Source organism: Paenibacillus sp. MER 99-2, from assembly GCF_023714095.1.
Taxonomy (GTDB): Bacteria; Bacillota; Bacilli; order Paenibacillales; family Paenibacillaceae; genus Paenibacillus.
Genome location: NZ_JAMAUZ010000005.1, coordinates 111,687 through 128,635 on the forward strand (window position 1 = coordinate 111,687; position 16,949 = coordinate 128,635).

The window sequence follows — 16,949 nt, forward strand, 5'->3', positions numbered from 1 at the left end:
TTGTGCATAAGTTACCCACAGACTGTGTATAGTTACCCACAATTCTGTGGGTAACTTATAGTATGTTGTGCATATGTTGTGTATTTGTAGGATAAACTATCGTAGGATTTTACACTGCCTTTGGAAGGGGTGCGGATTGTGGATAGCTTGTGTATACGATTCCATATGGTTCAGGCATATATCTACAAGTTCTGTTCCACTTGCCAATCAGCAAGCAGCCTTGCCGTTTCTTGTGGATGAAACATTGGAAACTGGTGTCCATAAGGAAGTTCTGCACACTTTAAGGAAGTTGGAAGCCCCTGCGGGCGCATATATCCGATGTCTGTCCTGCCCCACACCAATAGTGTTCTTGCCGCTTCATCAAAGGTTGGCACGACAGCTCGATCAGGACGCTGAATCCAGCGAAGAAGATCGGCATTGGCTCCAGCAATCCGAGGAGATCGCAAGCTAGTAGAGACTCTATCGGCATAAGCTAGAAGTGCCTTTTCGTCTATTATTGTGGAATCTGCACGTTTGAATTGCTTTACCAGGCGCCTTGAGCTCATTCGGGAAAGTTGCTTTTGCAGCATTCGTCTAGGAAGCTTAGACGCCAACCGTTGAACTTGATCCTCAGAAGCTGTCCACACCGGTTGTAGCACAGCCAGTTGAACATCCGTTCGTTTACATTCTGGCAGGACTGCTCCAGCTATAGTGGCTCCAATAGAGTGCCCCACTAGTTTGAATGAACCAGTTATCTCATTTACCGCCCCTACGATCGCCTTCACCTGACCGTTAAAGCCCACCTCATCTTGCTGTGCTCCCAAAGCTGGAGAACGGCCAAATCCTGCAAGATCCACTAGCCAGATTGGATTCCCCGTTAAACGTTGTAACGCCTGCCCCAGAGGTAACATTTCATCTGCACTGCTCATTAATCCATGGACGATTACCCACGGCTCACCTTGACCTTCGTGGACAAGCACCGCTAGATCGCCTTTTCGTGTCCTCATCCACCCCTTAGGTAAAGCCTTTCCTGCGACGACTGGGCTTGTCAAACGATAGTCTAGATCAGCAATGACATGTGGTAGTAACGGAACGACATTAGGTATACTTTGCCCCATCCGCAGAAATAACTGCTTCGTCTGTTCCACGTCAAAACGCTGCTTCGTAATAAACGAGATAGATTCTGGCGGGATACCACTAATTCGTTCTCCACCAGCCTTCATCGCTGCATGAATGATTGGAAGAGGAGCCGACCACCGGGGTGAAGGTACATCCAATGTCGTCGCCATAAGTTGAATGAGTTCCTTCATATTAGGACTGTCTTCCTTTGGCAGTAATACGGGGTATGTACCTCCGCTCGGCTCTACTTCTCTGGATAGATAAACAATCGTCTGTGCAACCACATCATTAGATATGAGCGGCAACCAGTGAGATGCTCCCCCAGGAATGATTGGCATTCTTCCCTTGCTCATCGCTTGTACAAGCATGCCGATACCACCCGTTTGTTCTGTTTCCCCCGTTGGATACGCACCCACAACTGTACTTGGATTCACAACGGATAGAGGATAGGCACACCGCTCCGCGTGCTTACGAATATACGCGTCTGCTTCGAATTTCATATGTTCATAGGCGCTCTCGGTATGCAACATTTTAAGGCTCGCTGTACGCAAATCACCTGGATTATGGGTAGTTCCTCCAGTAGAACCCTCACCAATAGAACCCTCTACTTCTGTAGCATTTTTCCCATAAGGACTCATAAAACCAACAACGTGGATCAAATGTCTGAGTCCGCGTGCACGATGAATCTGCTCAGCAAGTGCCGCTATCTCCTTAGCCCCATTCATAAAAATGCCCTCCGCTAACGTTCGTTCCAGTGTCACATCCATCGTTCCGCCCGCATGAATGATGATATCTGCTCCAAGTGCTAGCTTATAATCCTCTGTACTAAGCCCAAGTCCCGAAACGGACAGATCGCCTTGAACAAACGTTATTCGGCTAAAGTCCGTTATTCCATATGCTTGTAGTGTCGCTTGGGCTTTTAATTTGGATCTTACAAGCAGGATCAGATCCGAATTTTCATCCATGAGTTGTTTGACTGCCTCCTTACCGATGAACCCAGTGCTGCCTGTAAGTAGGGTGGTTGTTGCTTCATGATCATTCTTGCTCATTTCTGTTGTGTATGTATGATACTCCATTATCGTTATTCCGCCTCTCATTTAGTACTATATAGTACTAATTATATTCAAAAAAAGAGCTTCGTTTAACGAAGCATCTGACAAAACGTCCGTACGGAATGCTCTATCACCGATGTGTCCCGAGCGGTCTCCGCAAGGACTAGCGAGCCCTCTAGTGCTGCAATAAATAGCGCGGATGCGGATTGCGGTTCAATTTCCTTGCGGAATTCGCCGCGATCAAGCCCTTGCTGCAGTAACTTTTCGACCATGGGCTGCATCTCACGAAAGAAGCGGGATATACTTTCTTTTACCCCCGGCGCACTCGCTGGCGTCTGCATATATAGGGTAATAAAGGGGCAGCTCCCCTCATAATTACGCGCTTCAATGCCTGCGGACAACATGGAGATAAACGAATATATTCGTTCCTCTACTCCCCTTTCATGCTGGCTAAGCAGCAGATATAGCTGTGACTCATACTGTGTGATCCAATACTGTACTACCGCTTGCAGCAGTTCCTCCTTGTTTTTGAAATGATAATAGATGTTAGATTTCGATACTCCACTTGTTCGTACAACCTCATCCATGCTGACATAGCTATAGCCCTGGCGCAAAAACAGCTCTGCGGCGACTTCCACCGCTTTTGTTCGATTCAATGGACTTGAACTCTTGGATCGGGTAGACTGTATATTCTGGGTTTTGGGTTGTTCTTCTTTCATATTTAGAACTATATAGTACTAATCAATAAAATGCAATATGGTTAACAGTAAAACGATAACATCTCGTTAGACATATCCACATCTAGTCGATTCTAGTCACAGGATATCCACATGTGGTGGATGAACTGGATAACATGTGCCTATTCGTATGAATCTTTTACTGAGATTATCCACATTCCTAAATATAATTTGATGTATTGTCTGTTCTAGATAGATATTTTTCTATTTATCTGGCAGATCACAAGAAAAAGCCAACCAGAAACAATGTTCTGGCTGGCTTTACTCGTGTTTTGTGCATTCTTTTACTTTTTTCACTTCGTTAAAGGGTGTGGATAACCTTTTTCTGTGGATAATGTCTTATTTTTAGCAAAATCGTACATGTATTGTCATGAGGATAGCTAGTTTACTTTTTCAGACTATCCCAGTTTTGCTGCAAAGCATCAAGCAAGCCGTCTTTATCTGATTTGCCTGCCACATAGGCTTGAATCGTGCTGCCATATTCTTGTGGAACACCTTCAGGGAAACGGTTGAAGTTCCAGCTTAATGTTTTGTTCTCCTGACTGTATTTCATAATATCTGTAGCCAGATCGCCCAGATCCTCTTCAGATGCTTCAATCGTACTGAATGCTGGGATGAATTTGAATTCTTTGGTCATGTACTGTTTACCCACATCAGAAGTTACGAGCCACTCCAGGAATTGCTTAGCTTCGTCTTTTACTTGCGAATTCTTATTCACAACCCAGTAGTTTGGCACACCTACAAACAATTTGTCATTCGGTTCGTTCGTAATTGGCATCGGCAAGATACCCAGATTCAGATCAGGATCAATGCCGTCAATCTGCACTTGCGTCCAGTTCCCTTGTTGCATCATCGCAGCTTCACCGCTAGCAAATAGAGTTACTTGCGTATTGTAATCCGTGGTCAACGGGTTCTTGTTACTATACTTCAGCGTTAAATCGAGCAAGTTGATCCAATCTGCGAATACTTGATTGCCCGGAATTTTCTCTGTTCCTTCATTAAGACCTGCAATGAATTTTACCGGATCCGTTTGGTTGGCAAATGCTACGTTCACGTTATGATTACCAAGCACCCACCATTCTTGATATCCGTTAGAAAAAGGCGTAATTCCTGCTGCTTGTAACTTCTGTGCAGCTTGATCCAATTGCTCCAGTGTCGTTGGAATTTCGGTAATGCCTGCTTGGGCAAACAGATCCTTGTTATAAATGAAGCCATATCCTTCTAATGCCAGTGGCTGCCCATAGAGCTTGCCATCTTTCATCATAGGCTCCTTCGCTACTTCCAATGCATCCTTCGCCCATGACTCATCGGACAGGTCTTCCAAGTATTCCAGCCAAGTATCCAGCTCACGATATCCACCTACGTTGAAAATATCCGGCTGCTCACCCGCGGCAAACTTCGCTTTCAGTGCTGCACCGTAGTCACTACCACCGCCCACGGTTTGAATATCCAATTTGACGCCAGGATGGGCTGATTCGTACTCGGCTTTGAGTCGGTTAAGCGCTTCCGCAATTTCGACTTTGAATTGAAAGATTTTAATCGTTTTGTCGCCTGTCGCGGCTTCCCCGTTCCCTTGCGGATCTGTGTTAATTGGACTACCGCTCTTGTCACCATTACCACAGCCTGCAAGCATAACGGAAAACGCAATGAGCATGAGCAGCGTAAACTTCGTCATTTTTTTCATACATACACTCTCCCTAATGTAGTTTAAATGATGTGTCCCTCGCATAGCGTGCCTTGCCTTATTCTTCCCCAGGGTTATGCCCAAGACTGGCGGGCATACCCCCTTCTACTTCCTCCGTGCGAGTTAGGAGCGGAGGGATCTGGTTGCGCTGGAGAAGCGAAGCGCTCGCCTTTGATACTCGGTGGCTTCCTTGGCAGCTATTCGTTCAGGCCACCGAGGAGCAACAGCGATCAGATGCGCACCTGATCCCGGAGCGACCATCCCTCAGACAGCCGCTTTTGACCTTCTCTTTCCGAGGGTTATGCCCAAGGATTGCGGGCATAACCCTTTCTACTTCCTCCGTGCGAGGCAGGAGCGGAGAGATCTGGATGCGCTGGAGAAGCGAAGCGCTCGCCTTTGATACTCGGTGGCTTCCTTGCATTCAACCATTCAGGCCACCGAGGAGCAACAGCGATCAGAAGCGCACCTGATCCCGGAGCGACCTATCTCGTGCACTGCTTTTGACCTTCTCTTTCCCAGGGTTATGCCCAAGACTGGCGGGCATACCCCCTTCTACTTCCTCCGTGCGAGTTAGGAGCGGAGGGATCAGGTTGCGCTGGAGAAGCGAAGCGCTCGCCTTTGATACTCGGTGGCTTCCTTGCATTCAACCATTCAGGCCACCGAGGAGCAACAGCGATCGAAAGCGCACCTGATCCCGGAGCGACCTATCTCGCACCTACCCCTTAACTGAGCCAGCAGTAATCCCCTGAATAATGTATTTCTGCATCAACAGGAAGAAAATAATGATTGGCATGATGCCCAAGACTAGAGCGGGTAATGCCAGATCCCATTGCTTCGTATATTGACCGAAGAGCGCAAAGGTCGCAATCGGGATTGTACGTAGGTTCGAGCTCTGTAGAATCAGGGATGGCAACAGATAGTCATTCCAGATCCAGAGGGTGTTCAAGATAATGACGGTTACATACATCGGCTTCATGAGTGGGAATACAATGCGGAAGAATACGCCATATGCGGAGCTTCCATCCACGCGTGCTGCCTCTTCTATCTCAAGCGGAACTGATTTAACGAACCCATGGAATAGGAATACGGACATCGGTGCGCCAAATCCGAGATAACAGATGATTAAGCCACCTAGACTGTCGATCAGTCCCAGATTACTTGTAACGGTAACCAGCGGAATCATGATAGACTGAAACGGAATTACCATCGCAGCGATAAACATCCCGAATAGGATGCGGTTAAACAGGGTGTTGCTGCGAACCATTCGGTACGCTGCCATCGAGCTGATTAGGACGAGCAGCAGATTACTCACGATGGTCACGATAAGCGAGTTCATCAGCGCAGAAGGGAAATTTATTTTCTCCCATGCGTTAGCATAGTTACTCCACTGGAACACTTCCGGCCATGCCGCTGAGTTCGTAAGCAGGTCACCAAATGTTTTGACCGAATTGACGAACAAGAAGTAGAACGGAACCAGAAACAGAATTCCAAGCAACACCATAATAATCTCGGTAGCAATGGTACTTAACCGGTAGTTACTCTTCGTTTCCATCTAAGCCTCGACCTCCTTGCTCTTCGTCAGGCGTACCTGAATCATCGTGATGATGGCGACGATCACGAAGAATATAAGTGCTTTTGCTGTCCCGATTCCGTACCGATTGTTCACGAAGGCCTCATTGTAAATGTTCAAGGCTACGGACTCGGTTGAACCGAACGGTCCACCTTTGGTTAAGGACAGATTCAGATCGAACATTTTGAATGACCACGAAATGGCAAGGAACAGACAGATCGTGACACCAGGCATCACGAGCGGTAAAATAATGCTGCGCAGTACCTGCCACCGGCTAGCGCCATCAATTTCAGCCGCTTCCAGCAGGTCGGGGGATACATTGGTCAGGGATGAGATATAGATGACCATCAGATATCCTGCAGTCTGCCAGACAAATACAATGACAATACCCCAGAAGGCGGTCGGCTCATCTCCCAACCAAGGAAGGTTGAAGAAGGACCATCCAGTCACGTCGCCAACTGCTGAAAACCCTTTCACAAATATGAATTGCCAGATAAAGCCGAGTAACAACCCACCGATCACGTTAGGCATGAAGAAGATGGTGCGAAGGATGTTTCTCGTCTTAAGTGGTTTGGTCAGGAAGTACGCTAGGAAAAAACCAATCACATTGGTCAGAATGACACCAACCACCGTAAAGCGCACTGTGAACCAGAACGCAGTTTGGAACTTCGGATCATTCGCAAAGATATGCACGAAATTGTCAAACCCAACCCAATTAATGCTTGTGGATACCCCATTCCAGTCCGTAAAGGAATAGTACATTCCCAGCAGGAAAGGAACTACGATGATGAGAATAAAAAAGACGATGGAGGGACCCACGAACACAAGCTGCTGTAACAGCTGGGATGAATGCCGATGCTTCATATCGTTCTCCCCTTCTAATGGATGAAATTGGTCTCTTCGTCTATTAAACCCCAATGAAGCTCAAGGAAACACCGATGCTTGTGAACAGTTGGGGGGAAAATATTGTCCTTTCCTAACATGCAACCAGAAGGGGTGCAACGATGAAAAAATACTATAGTATCCGTACCAAACTGATCGCTTTTATGCTGATTGCCACGACTTTGCCTCTGCTCGCGTCCATCAGCATGACATTTATTCAGACCAAGACAGCCTTGCGAGAGCAGGCCGTTGGCGAGAACAAACGCCTGATCTATCAGGCATCGACTAACCTGAATAACTACATCGATAATGTAGCAAGGGCTTCGCTCGCGGTATATAACGATCCCCATTTTCTACGCAATTTAGCCAAGATCCCTGGGGATTATCGCGCTGTAGCAGAGGTATATACCACGCTACAGACGATTCGTTCGGCTGTTCCGGATGTATTCCAGCTCTACTTGCACTCCTTTGTAGCGAATCAGTCTACACTCATCACGAACCCTTTCCCGAAACGGGAAGAACGTAAACAAGCATATTCCGATTCACTTCATGGACAGTCAAATGCAAACCGTCAGGATATATGGATTGAATCGGCTCACGCCAGCCACACATATGGATTCAAACCAGCCTCTGCGGATGACCCTTCAAGAACAGTGATTACGCTACATCGCGTTATCATGGACATCCCTTCAACCGAACGTCTGGGCGTCCTGTCGATTGATCTAAATATGGACAGCATTGCGGCGATCAGTAGCCGGCTATATGACCCAGCGAAGGAACAGGTTTATATCGTGGATCGCAATAATCAGATCATCTATCAAGGGCATTCACAGGTTAGCGATAACCTTGTATTGAACAAGCAGGTTGCCGCCGAATTACATGATATTCGTGCGGGGAAGGTACATTTTCAGAAGAGCTCAGGTCATTTCGAGCAGGAGCATTCCATGTATGTCTATCAACAATTAGGCAGTTCATTTGCAGACTGGACCATCATTAAGCAGATCCCCAATGAGACTTTATATGCACGAGCGAACACGCTAACGTGGAACAATGCCCTGATCGCCATCGCTGCACTAGTCATGGTCATTGTGGCTACACTGTTTATCTCCATTCGAATTACAGGTCCGCTCAAACAATTGATGCGTTATATGAATCAGATTCAGGCAGGCAGGCTACATGTGGATATCCGCTTAACAAGTCGGGACGAGATCGGCGTTCTTGCGCGTCATTTTCGAGATATGATGGATACGGTGAATAACTTGATTTTGAGAGAGTATCGACTTGAACTTGCCAATAAAACGAATCAGCTCAGAGCCTTACAAGCTCAAATTCATCCACATTTTCTATACAATACGCTTCAATCCATCGGTACACTTGCCCTGCAACAGCAAGGACAACGAGCTTATGCACTGCTCTCTTCCTTATCGAAAATGTTGCGCTACAGTATGCGAGATCAGACTTGTGTAACTTTGCGGGAAGAAGCCGAGCATGCGCGATTATATCTGGAGCTGCAGCAGGAGCGTTTTGGTGAACGCCTAGAGGTGAATTTGGATTTTGCCGAGGATACATTATCTGTGGAGATGCCACGCATGACGCTTCAGCCGCTCATTGAAAATTATTTCAAACATGGAGCCGATGTTCAGCCTGGCAAGGGATATATCAGCATCCATAGTCACCTGACAACAGACCATTGGGTTGAAATTCATCTGGAGAACAACGGTCCGTCGATTCCAGAGGAGAAACTTATGGAGATCAGGGAATGGTTCCGCGAGGAATTAAGTACATCGGAGATCGTAGGAAAAGAGACAGACGAGAACGAGTCCATTGGGCTGCGTAACGTCGGTCAAAGACTGCGGCTCAACTCCTCTACAGAACACCCGGCAATCATAGATATCAGTAATAAGGAGCCACATGGCGTGCAGATCATCGTTAAAATTTACGCGGGAGAGTGAGCAGCATGAAAGTACTAATTGTCGATGATGAAAAACACGTCCGCGACGCAATTAAACTACTGGGGCAGTGGGATGTTGTGGGAATAGATACGTTATTGGAAGCAGCGGATGGGCATGAAGCGATTGAACTCATCACTGAACACGAGCCGCAAATTATATTGAGCGATATGCGTATGCCGGGCAAAGACGGCATGGAATTACTGGAGTGGATCTCTGTCCATACCCCACACAGCAAGGTGTTAGTTATCAGTGGGTATGATGATTTCCAGCTCGTTAGACACGCCATTCGTTATGGTGGGATGGACTATCTATTGAAACCTGTCGAAACGGAGGAACTCAATGCTTCCTTGTTAAAAGCGATTAAGGCTTGGCAGGAAGATGAGACCCTTCGCGTGCAGACGATGCAACAATCTATGGTCATGAATACGATGCGCCCGCATTATCATGACCGCTTGCTTACGGAATTAGTCGTTGGGCGTGGCAATAGCACTACTCAACTGGAGAGAATTCGTAATGAGCTGAACCTCTCCCAGCTCGTGAGTACATGCAACATCGCCGTCACGAGTCTCTCTCAACTCGATGCTGGTTGTCAGGCGAAATATCGCAGTCAGCCCGATCTGCTCGTTTTCTCCGTGCTCAATATCTGTGCAGAGATGTTAAGTACTCCTAACGAAGGGGTTGTATTCCGCCAGCTCGATCAGCCAGACCAGGTTGTTATGCTACATTGGGGTTCGCCAGCCTCTTTGCAGGCCGTTCTGGAACGTGTAAACACCGGACTGGAACAGACAATTCAGCGTCGTCTTCACTATGGTATTGCTTCTTGTGATGTATTTCCATCTGGCATTCCCAACGCGTATCAGGAAGCGAGCCAGCGACTATGGCGGAGAAACGCATTACAAACTCACCATAGATTCCATGCCGCATTGGACTCGTCCACAGCAACGAAAGGTCTTCGGTTATTCACAATGGAAGAACCCTTGCGATTAGCAGCGATAAGTGGTCGTGACGCTAATGTATCTACGGCTGTAGGCGAGTGGATCGATCCACTTACCCGGCTTGATACAGTTACACCGGAGCAAGTGCTCCAGTGGATTCAAGAGATGGATTGGATGCTGGGACGCTGGCTTGACGATACTGTAGGTATGTCTTCCACAGAGGAAGATGAGCAGGATAAGCTGGATGAACCATTCTTACCTTTTGCTGAGCTGCCGTTTGATCGTGAAGGCATGTTGTCTCTTCCACACCTTCGCTCTTTGTTGGAACAGCGACTCATCGCTGCTGGAAAGGCTTTAGCAGCACAGCACCATACGAGCCATGACCCGATGAAAGAGATTGCACGTTATATGGATGCTCATTATCAGGAGGACTTGTCCCTGCAACAGATCTCTGCCCGTTTCTATCTCAGCCGCGAATATATCTCTCGCAAATTCAAACAGCAGTTCGGTCTGAACTGGTCGGAATATCTCGGGAAGCTGCGGATTAATAATGCCAAATTATTGCTCCAAAATCCTTCACTACGCATTGCCAAAATCTCAGAGATGGTTGGGTTCCAGGACGAGAAATATTTCAGTAAAGTATTTAAGAAAATAGTAGGACTGACACCTGGGGATTATCGAAAATCTCTAGATCAATAACGACTCAATCCTTTATTATCACGGCAGGCACCACACGAATATAGATCAATTCTCCCGCCAGCTCAACAATCGTCTGCGTAACAATTACAGCAGCCGTTATGGCAGCCCACTCCGCTGGCAGCGCGAGTGCCAAAGGAAGAACAACAAGGGAATTGCGTGTGGAGGCGCTGAAGATCAGTGCCCTGCCTGCACCCACATCAAGTCGGAACATACGCGCAACCATACGCGAGAATACTGGCATTACGATCATAAAGGCGACGTATATAGGAAGAACGTTAACAATAACAGCCCACTCCTCATACACCTGCCCGATCTGAGAGGCAACCACGACAATCAGCGCAAGAGCCATCAATGGGACGGGTAGCCAAGCCGTGGCATTTAATATGGCCTCGCCTTTAGGTCTGCCTTTAGATACGACCTGAGTACAGATCGCCAGCAGCAGCGGAATGACTATCAGGAACAGAAACGCCTCGGCAAATGGCCCAAGCTGCATAATCTGCGCTGCTTCTGCACCCATGAACAACCATAGATACACCGGTAACATGATCATCTGCACCACGAACAGCATGGGGGTGGAAGCAAGCACGAGTTTCTCATTTCCCCTCCCAAGTTGAGTGAATACAATAACGTAGTCAATACACGGAGTTAGCAATACTAGATAGACTCCTAATGAGACAGCAGATGTCTGTGGAAATACGAGGACAAGCAGCCATACAAGCACAGGAACGACAACAAAGTTAGCAACCAGTAATGATCCTATAAATCGAAGATTCGAAATCGATTCTCTAAGCTGTAGAAAAGGAATCTGCGCAAACATGCTGTATAACAAACATGCGAGCACAGGTGAAACGGTATACACCAGAGCAGATCCCCAATCGGGCATGCCCAGCCCAATTCCTGCCCCCACAAGCAGAGCAGCTACATAAAACCACGTCTGTTGCTTCTCCATCATCTCTCTTGTAAACAATTTTTCTTTCCCCCGATCAATTTCTATTCATTTGAAAGGTTATGCCGTCATTGGAGTGGCAAGTGTAATAGTCATTCGTTCATTTTATACAAGAAGTCCATTATATCGGACATATTATGGATTCAACTTGCGTACATTGGGACAGACTGGGAGTGAATGTGTCAACATGAGTGACTTTTTCTAAAATTACATGATGTCTTGGATATTTTTTGCGCGCTCCTTATTAAAATGTGGGAGAACTGGGTATATTCATTGTAGACTGACCCGTGGTTCATTCATTTCTGTTCAACCAAGGAGGAAATACCATGTCACGTAATAATCCGTACAAGTGGTTAAACGCAATTGGTTTTATCGCTGTTATCATTGTGAACTATCTTTCGAATGCTCTACCCATCGGTGGCAGAACGAACAAAGAAGTATCGGATATGTACCCTGTTCTACTAACCCCTGCGGGATACGCGTTCGCCATCTGGGGATTGATCTATCTCTTGCTCGCCGGTTTCGTCATTTACCAGTTTGTTCCGGCATCCTGGAAGCGAGATTCAATCACCCGGCTCGGATATTGGTTTCTGGCCAGCTGTGCCTTTAACGTGGCGTGGATCTTTGCTTTTCAGAACCTACAGACAGGTCTCGCTCTACTAATTATCGTACTGCTCCTACTATCCCTGATTGTGCTATATGTCAAAACACGTGCCATCACACTACCGACAACTGCCGAAATGTGGCTTGTAAAGCTGCCATTTAGCATCTATCTCGGATGGGTGAGTGTAGCTACCATTATCAACGTTGCGGTGTTATTGTACAAAATCGGTTGGGATGGCTTCGGCATCAGCGAACCGACTTGGACAATTATTATGCTTATCGTAGGTCTTGTTCTCGCTGTACTGGTGAGTTTCCCTTATCGCGATAGCGTATATCCACTCGTCTTCACATGGGCATACATTGCCATTGCATTGAAGCAAAAAGACGTCACTTCCGTCTATTATACAGCGATTGCCTTGGCGATCGTGATTGCTCTCTACGCGGTATGGCTGTTCTTCGCCCGTAATCAGGATCGGGATTAACATATATTATGACTTACCATTAGGATGAGCTCTCTAAAATCATCCAACACGAATGCTTGATTCCCCCAAACATATCATTTCAGAGTACATTGTAACTCAAAAAGCCGACTCCCTGGTCGATCAAGACCAGAGAATCGGCTTTTTATGTATTTCTTTACTCTATAATCCGTTCTTACCAAGCTACTAAGCTAAGCCTAAGCTTGTCCTATTTACGGGCAATAACTTCAATCTCAACAAGTGCATCCTTCGGCAGACGAGCAACCTCAACGGCACTACGTGCTGGGTATGGCTGTGTGAAGAATGTGCTATACACTTCGTTTACAGGAACGAAATCGTTCATGTCTTTCAGGAATACGGTTGTTTTCACAACGTTGTCCATTGTCGTACCTGCGGCTTCGAGGATCGCCTTCACATTGCTCAGGGAAAGACGAGTCTGCTCTTGTACATCTGCGCCGAATTCTCCCGTTTGTGGGTTGAGCCCCAGTTGACCAGACGTATAGATAAAGTCACCTGCATCGACAGCTTGGCTGTATGGACCAATAGCGCCTGGCGCCTGATCCGTAGAAATTGGTTTTTTCATGGATTAACTCTCCTTTATGTTCGTTCTCATGCCACCATAGGGTAGCAAGTTGATGAACTCATTTTGATGCTTATTATACCACGGAAGCTTCCGTTCCAAGCACATGAATAACTTCATTGGAATAAACGTGATGACCTTTCGTCCCCACAAGCGCAATATTGATCATCGCCTGGGCAATGGTTGCCGCAGGGATCGCCCGATATTTAGCAGCCTTACCTGTCATCCACCGATCCAGCAGCTTCATGGCATACGCACCCAACTGCTCGCCAATTCTAGTCTCCTTCCGATCCCCCAGAATAAGAGAGGGGCGGAAGATTTGCAATGAATTGAAGCCAAGAGCGGTTAAAGCATCCTCCATTTCCCCTTTGGTTCGGCTGTAGAACACCCGCGAATCCGCATTCGCACCCATCGACGAGATGACCAGCATCTGAGAAACGCCGTGCTGCTTCGCAAGTTTTCCTGCTTCCACAACATAGTCATAATCTACTTTACGGAAACTTTCCTGACTGCCAGCTTTCTTGATCGTTGTTCCAAGACAACAATACAGATCCGATACACCTGTGAACCACTGCGCTGCCTCATGAAGTTGATCCCAGTCCACAATGTGTTGCTTCAGCTTGGGATGCTCTAGCGTCAATGGACGCCTGACAAATACATGAACCTCGCGGTAGGATGAATGCTTAAGCAAACGATCTACTAATAGACCGCCGACAAGACCGGTAGCTCCGATCACTACGGCTTTCTTTTCAATATGCTCCATAATCATCCCTCCCTTTGGTATATTAAATGAACTAACGCACATTACACAGACCACACCGATAACCGAACAACCTTCTGATCATTCCTTTTTCAGTAACACCTGACGCCCCAACGTAAACGTTAAGATTAACATCGCTGCACCTACACCCATCTGGAAGCCATAGGTCGAAAACCATGTCATCGTTTCAGGCCACTTCTCCATTTTCTCATACAGCGAGCCCCCGATTAATGGCCCAAGAAAAGAAGTTACCCCAGTTAATGCCGAATATACAGCCACAAACATCGGTCGTTCGCTTTTGGGCGTATCGCCAATGGTGAAGTTAAAGGCAAGCTGGTTGAAGCCCCCCACACCAATGCCAAGAAAGATATGAGAGCAAAATAGCGCTACCAAAACTGGCATAAACGACATCAATCCCCACGATAGACAGGAGAGTGCAATAATAGGCAACGTCCAGAACAACAACGTTTTGTTGCTGAATCTCGCATTGAGATTACCCCACAGGTAAAATCCCATCATCATAACCAAGGTCTGCACTACCGTAATGATGGACACCGTCTGGTAGTTCACGTTAAGCAAATCCAGCATGACATAGGAATACAGCGGAACAATGAGAGTTTGAATGAGCAACCAAGCTGCTAAGAACAGCGTTGCCTTCAGGAACGACTGATCTTGAAATGGCTTTTTGAACATACGCCAAAAACCTTTTTCCGTGGAACGCTCGAAAGGCATATCTGGATAAAATAAATAGATGACGGTATTCGCAATCGCACAGATCCATACGGGAATGAACAAAATAAGGAAACCCGTCCCGCCTGGAAAACGATCCAGAACCATACCTCCAACAAATAAGCATACGCTTCCAAGAGCGTTCAGAATGGTGTTTCGTATTCCGAAATAACGCCCTCTGACCTTGGCAGGTACAATGTCTCCAATGAGCGATGTCCAGATCATACCGCCAATGGTATTGGCAATAAACGCTACAGTATACATCCCGATAAAAATAGATACCCACCATTCCTGCGGGAAAAGAAATGGGATAAGCCCTGTTGCACTCCACAGGATACGGTGCGCCCCAACGAATAACAGAAGCATACGCTTTCGACTGCGAATGCGCTGCATCCAATAGGCTGCACCAATCTGTGCAATGTTTACAAACGTCGTAATTGCGAGCACAAAACCAATTTGTCTTGACCCGGCTCCAAGGTACAGCAGAAATCCCGTTAAAAATGGGCCACCCAGCAAAGTCTGTAAAATGATTGCTGGTACACCCTCCCACGTTGCAATTGCTAAATTGGTACGTTGCTTCGAACCCTTACGCCGTAGTTTGCTTGCAAACGAGGGAGGGTTTACTTTGACCATCTTCTGTATGGGGATACACTCCTTAGACCAGGCTTCTATCGCCGGCCAATGCTAGTTGTCACCCCAAATTCTACTCACAGTCCAATCATTGTCAACCCATTTTTTCACGATTAAGCGGAAGGTATAACCGGAATGTACTTCCCTTGCCCTCCACGCTCTCCAACTGGATGTTTCCGTCCAGCAAACGTGCCAAATCTCGGCTGATGGACAGACCCAATCCCGTACCGCCAAATTTACGACTAATGGAGCCATCCGCTTGTTGAAATGCTTCAAATATAGACTCAAATTGATCTGCCGAGATGCCAATCCCTGTATCTTTGACCGCGAATACGAGCCAGCGTCCTGGTCTTGAGAGCTTGTTCGATTGTTCAGTACTCACCGTCAACTGCACCGTACCCTGAGGGGTGAATTTGATGGCATTCGACATCAGGTTTCGCAAGATCTGCTGAACACGCTGGGGATCTGACCATAATGTCTCGGGTACACCTTTTTTGCGCTCCATCACAAGCTCGACGCCTTTTTTCTCCGCGACCAATTGAAAGTGACTCATAACATCCTCCGTCAATTGGGCGATACTGATATCCTCCAATACGATGTCGAGTCTACCCGCCTCTACTTTGGATAGATCCAATATATCGTTGATTAACGTTAATAACTCTTGACCAGAATGATCGATCATCGTTGCAAAACGTACGATATCCTCCTGATCCATCGTATCCGCATTCTCACTGATCATCTGAGCAAAGTTAATGACACTGTTCAATGGCGTACGCAATTCATGAGACATATTAGCGAGGAATTCAGACTTGTATTGCGAGGCGATCATCAATTGTTTGGCTCGATCCTCCAGCACGATCTGCGCTTTCTGCAATTCTTCTTTTTGCACGGATAACAACCGGTTCGTACTCTGTATAAGTAAAATGCGACTCTGTTCGTTCTGGAAATCCCGTAAGATGAAGGCAAAAATAAGGCTTAGCACGATACCTGTAGGAAGTGTATACGGCATGATATGTGAGAAAAAGTATGCCGCAGGAATCACGCCTACAATCGCGATATTGATACTGTTGACCACATTAACGATGAGCGTGACAATAATGCCTTTAACAATCAGTCTGTAGCTGCTGCGTCTCATCCATATATTTAAACCCGCACACATTACACCCAGCATGGACATGTTAATAACGGCTGCCATCGTAGCATCTGTAATGCCAAACGTTAGTCTCGATAACCCGATTCCCACACCAATGAGGATGACGCTATAGGGTTGCCTATACGTCAGAACGGCAACAATGAGAGGAACATACCGAAGATCAAAGACCACTTCTTCTGTGAGCTGGAAGCCAAAAACCGTACTGATCCAACCTGCAAAAATGAGAAGCAGCACCGAACTGATCTGTTTCACCCGAGAGGAAGCACGTATTACGATGTATTTATAGAAAACACTAGCGAGATATGCAATCGTAATCAGCATTCCCATATTCAGTACGAACATTTTTGAAAATTGCATTCACTCACTCCTGTTGTCCCGACTTTACTGGCTCTACCGCCTCGTGTTCGTATGTATCTCTATCATATCATGCCCACTTCCGCTTCCGCATTTCTTATTCGTC

The 16,949-nt window shown here is 46.7% G+C and carries 14 protein-coding genes; 4 read left to right on the forward strand and 10 right to left on the reverse strand.

What is annotated here, in order from left to right; all coding sequences use genetic code 11:
• Positions 1–182: 182 nt before the first annotated feature.
• The 3 genes from M3636_RS20610 to M3636_RS20620 form a co-directional block, all read right to left on the reverse strand.
• Positions 183–2,174, reverse strand: coding sequence for an alpha/beta fold hydrolase (locus M3636_RS20610; protein ID WP_251383837.1), 1,992 nt, complete (start codon positions 2,172–2,174; stop codon positions 183–185).
• 65 nt (positions 2,175–2,239) lie between these two features.
• Positions 2,240–2,806, reverse strand: coding sequence for a TetR/AcrR family transcriptional regulator (locus M3636_RS20615; protein WP_251383838.1), 567 nt, complete (start codon positions 2,804–2,806; stop codon positions 2,240–2,242).
• Positions 2,807–3,272: 466 nt separating this feature from the next.
• Complete coding sequence (locus M3636_RS20620) at positions 3,273–4,571, reverse strand: ABC transporter substrate-binding protein (protein WP_251383839.1); 1,299 nt, start codon at positions 4,569–4,571, stop codon at positions 3,273–3,275.
• Between the two features lie 190 nt (positions 4,572–4,761).
• Here M3636_RS20620 and M3636_RS20625 point away from each other — a divergent pair, with 190 nt between their 5' ends.
• On the forward strand, positions 4,762–4,971 hold the full coding sequence (locus M3636_RS20625) for a hypothetical protein (RefSeq protein WP_251383840.1): 210 nt from the start codon (positions 4,762–4,764) through the stop codon (positions 4,969–4,971).
• A 315-nt stretch (positions 4,972–5,286) separates the two neighbouring features.
• On the opposite strand, the gene M3636_RS20630 is transcribed toward M3636_RS20625, so the two are convergent.
• Together M3636_RS20630 and M3636_RS20635 are read right to left on the reverse strand one after the other, a co-directional pair.
• Entirely contained in the window at positions 5,287–6,123 is an 837-nt protein-coding gene (locus M3636_RS20630) for a carbohydrate ABC transporter permease (RefSeq protein ID WP_145407935.1), read from the reverse strand.
• A complete protein-coding gene (locus tag M3636_RS20635; RefSeq protein ID WP_128100092.1) occupies positions 6,124–7,005 on the reverse strand; it encodes a carbohydrate ABC transporter permease in 882 nt (293 codons plus the stop codon).
• A 140-nt stretch (positions 7,006–7,145) separates the two neighbouring features.
• Here M3636_RS20635 and M3636_RS20640 point away from each other — a divergent pair, with 140 nt between their 5' ends.
• Together M3636_RS20640 and M3636_RS20645 are read left to right on the forward strand one after the other, a co-directional pair.
• The gene (locus M3636_RS20640; RefSeq protein ID WP_251383841.1) at positions 7,146–8,975 is read left to right on the forward strand and encodes a cache domain-containing sensor histidine kinase; all 1,830 of its coding nucleotides are present in this window, start codon (positions 7,146–7,148) and stop codon (positions 8,973–8,975) included.
• A gap of 5 nt (positions 8,976–8,980) precedes the next feature.
• Positions 8,981–10,609 carry a response regulator transcription factor gene (locus M3636_RS20645; RefSeq protein ID WP_251383843.1) on the forward strand — a complete coding sequence of 543 codons (1,629 nt, stop codon included), beginning with the start codon at positions 8,981–8,983 and terminating at the stop codon, positions 10,607–10,609.
• 4 nt (positions 10,610–10,613) lie between these two features.
• Here the strand turns inward: M3636_RS20645 and M3636_RS20650 are convergent, their stop codons facing one another.
• Positions 10,614–11,561, reverse strand: a complete 948-nt coding sequence (locus tag M3636_RS20650; RefSeq protein ID WP_251383964.1) for an arsenic resistance protein — start codon at positions 11,559–11,561, stop codon at positions 10,614–10,616.
• Positions 11,562–11,881: 320 nt separating this feature from the next.
• On the opposite strand from M3636_RS20650, the gene M3636_RS20655 reads away from it, so the two are divergent.
• Positions 11,882–12,640 carry a tryptophan-rich sensory protein gene (locus tag M3636_RS20655; RefSeq protein ID WP_145407940.1) on the forward strand — a complete coding sequence of 253 codons (759 nt, stop codon included), beginning with the start codon at positions 11,882–11,884 and terminating at the stop codon, positions 12,638–12,640.
• Between the two features lie 205 nt (positions 12,641–12,845).
• Here the strand turns inward: M3636_RS20655 and M3636_RS20660 are convergent, their stop codons facing one another.
• The 4 genes from M3636_RS20660 to M3636_RS20675 all read right to left on the reverse strand — a co-directional run bounded on the left by M3636_RS20660 (position 12,846) and on the right by M3636_RS20675 (position 16,846).
• On the reverse strand, positions 12,846–13,220 hold the full coding sequence (locus M3636_RS20660; protein ID WP_128100087.1) for a RidA family protein: 375 nt from the start codon (positions 13,218–13,220) through the stop codon (positions 12,846–12,848).
• 73 nt (positions 13,221–13,293) lie between these two features.
• A complete protein-coding gene (locus M3636_RS20665; RefSeq protein ID WP_251383965.1) occupies positions 13,294–13,971 on the reverse strand; it encodes an oxidoreductase in 678 nt (225 codons plus the stop codon).
• An 87-nt stretch (positions 13,972–14,058) separates the two neighbouring features.
• The gene (locus tag M3636_RS20670; RefSeq protein ID WP_128100086.1) at positions 14,059–15,339 is read right to left on the reverse strand and encodes an MFS transporter; all 1,281 of its coding nucleotides are present in this window, start codon (positions 15,337–15,339) and stop codon (positions 14,059–14,061) included.
• A gap of 91 nt (positions 15,340–15,430) precedes the next feature.
• Entirely contained in the window at positions 15,431–16,846 is a 1,416-nt protein-coding gene (locus tag M3636_RS20675; RefSeq protein WP_128100085.1) for an ATP-binding protein, read from the reverse strand.
• Positions 16,847–16,949: the final 103 nt, after the last annotated feature.

What these genes read in the sequence shown, in the direction of transcription:
- M3636_RS20610 (WP_251383837.1), bottom strand. Translation starts at nt 2,174, where the DNA reads ATGGAGTATCATACATACACAACAGAAATGAGCAAGAATGATCATGAA.
- M3636_RS20620 (WP_251383839.1), bottom strand. Translation starts at nt 4,571, where the DNA reads ATGAAAAAAATGACGAAGTTTACGCTGCTCATGCTCATTGCGTTTTCC.
- M3636_RS20630 (WP_145407935.1), bottom strand. Translation starts at nt 6,123, where the DNA reads ATGGAAACGAAGAGTAACTACCGGTTAAGTACCATTGCTACCGAGATT.
- M3636_RS20635 (WP_128100092.1), bottom strand. Translation starts at nt 7,005, where the DNA reads ATGAAGCATCGGCATTCATCCCAGCTGTTACAGCAGCTTGTGTTCGTG.
- M3636_RS20640 (WP_251383841.1), top strand. Translation starts at nt 7,146, where the DNA reads ATGAAAAAATACTATAGTATCCGTACCAAACTGATCGCTTTTATGCTG.
- M3636_RS20645 (WP_251383843.1), top strand. Translation starts at nt 8,981, where the DNA reads ATGAAAGTACTAATTGTCGATGATGAAAAACACGTCCGCGACGCAATT.
- M3636_RS20650 (WP_251383964.1), bottom strand. Translation starts at nt 11,561, where the DNA reads ATGATGGAGAAGCAACAGACGTGGTTTTATGTAGCTGCTCTGCTTGTG.
- M3636_RS20655 (WP_145407940.1), top strand. Translation starts at nt 11,882, where the DNA reads ATGTCACGTAATAATCCGTACAAGTGGTTAAACGCAATTGGTTTTATC.
- M3636_RS20660 (WP_128100087.1), bottom strand. Translation starts at nt 13,220, where the DNA reads ATGAAAAAACCAATTTCTACGGATCAGGCGCCAGGCGCTATTGGTCCA.
- M3636_RS20670 (WP_128100086.1), bottom strand. Translation starts at nt 15,339, where the DNA reads ATGGTCAAAGTAAACCCTCCCTCGTTTGCAAGCAAACTACGGCGTAAG.
- M3636_RS20675 (WP_128100085.1), bottom strand. Translation starts at nt 16,846, where the DNA reads ATGCAATTTTCAAAAATGTTCGTACTGAATATGGGAATGCTGATTACG.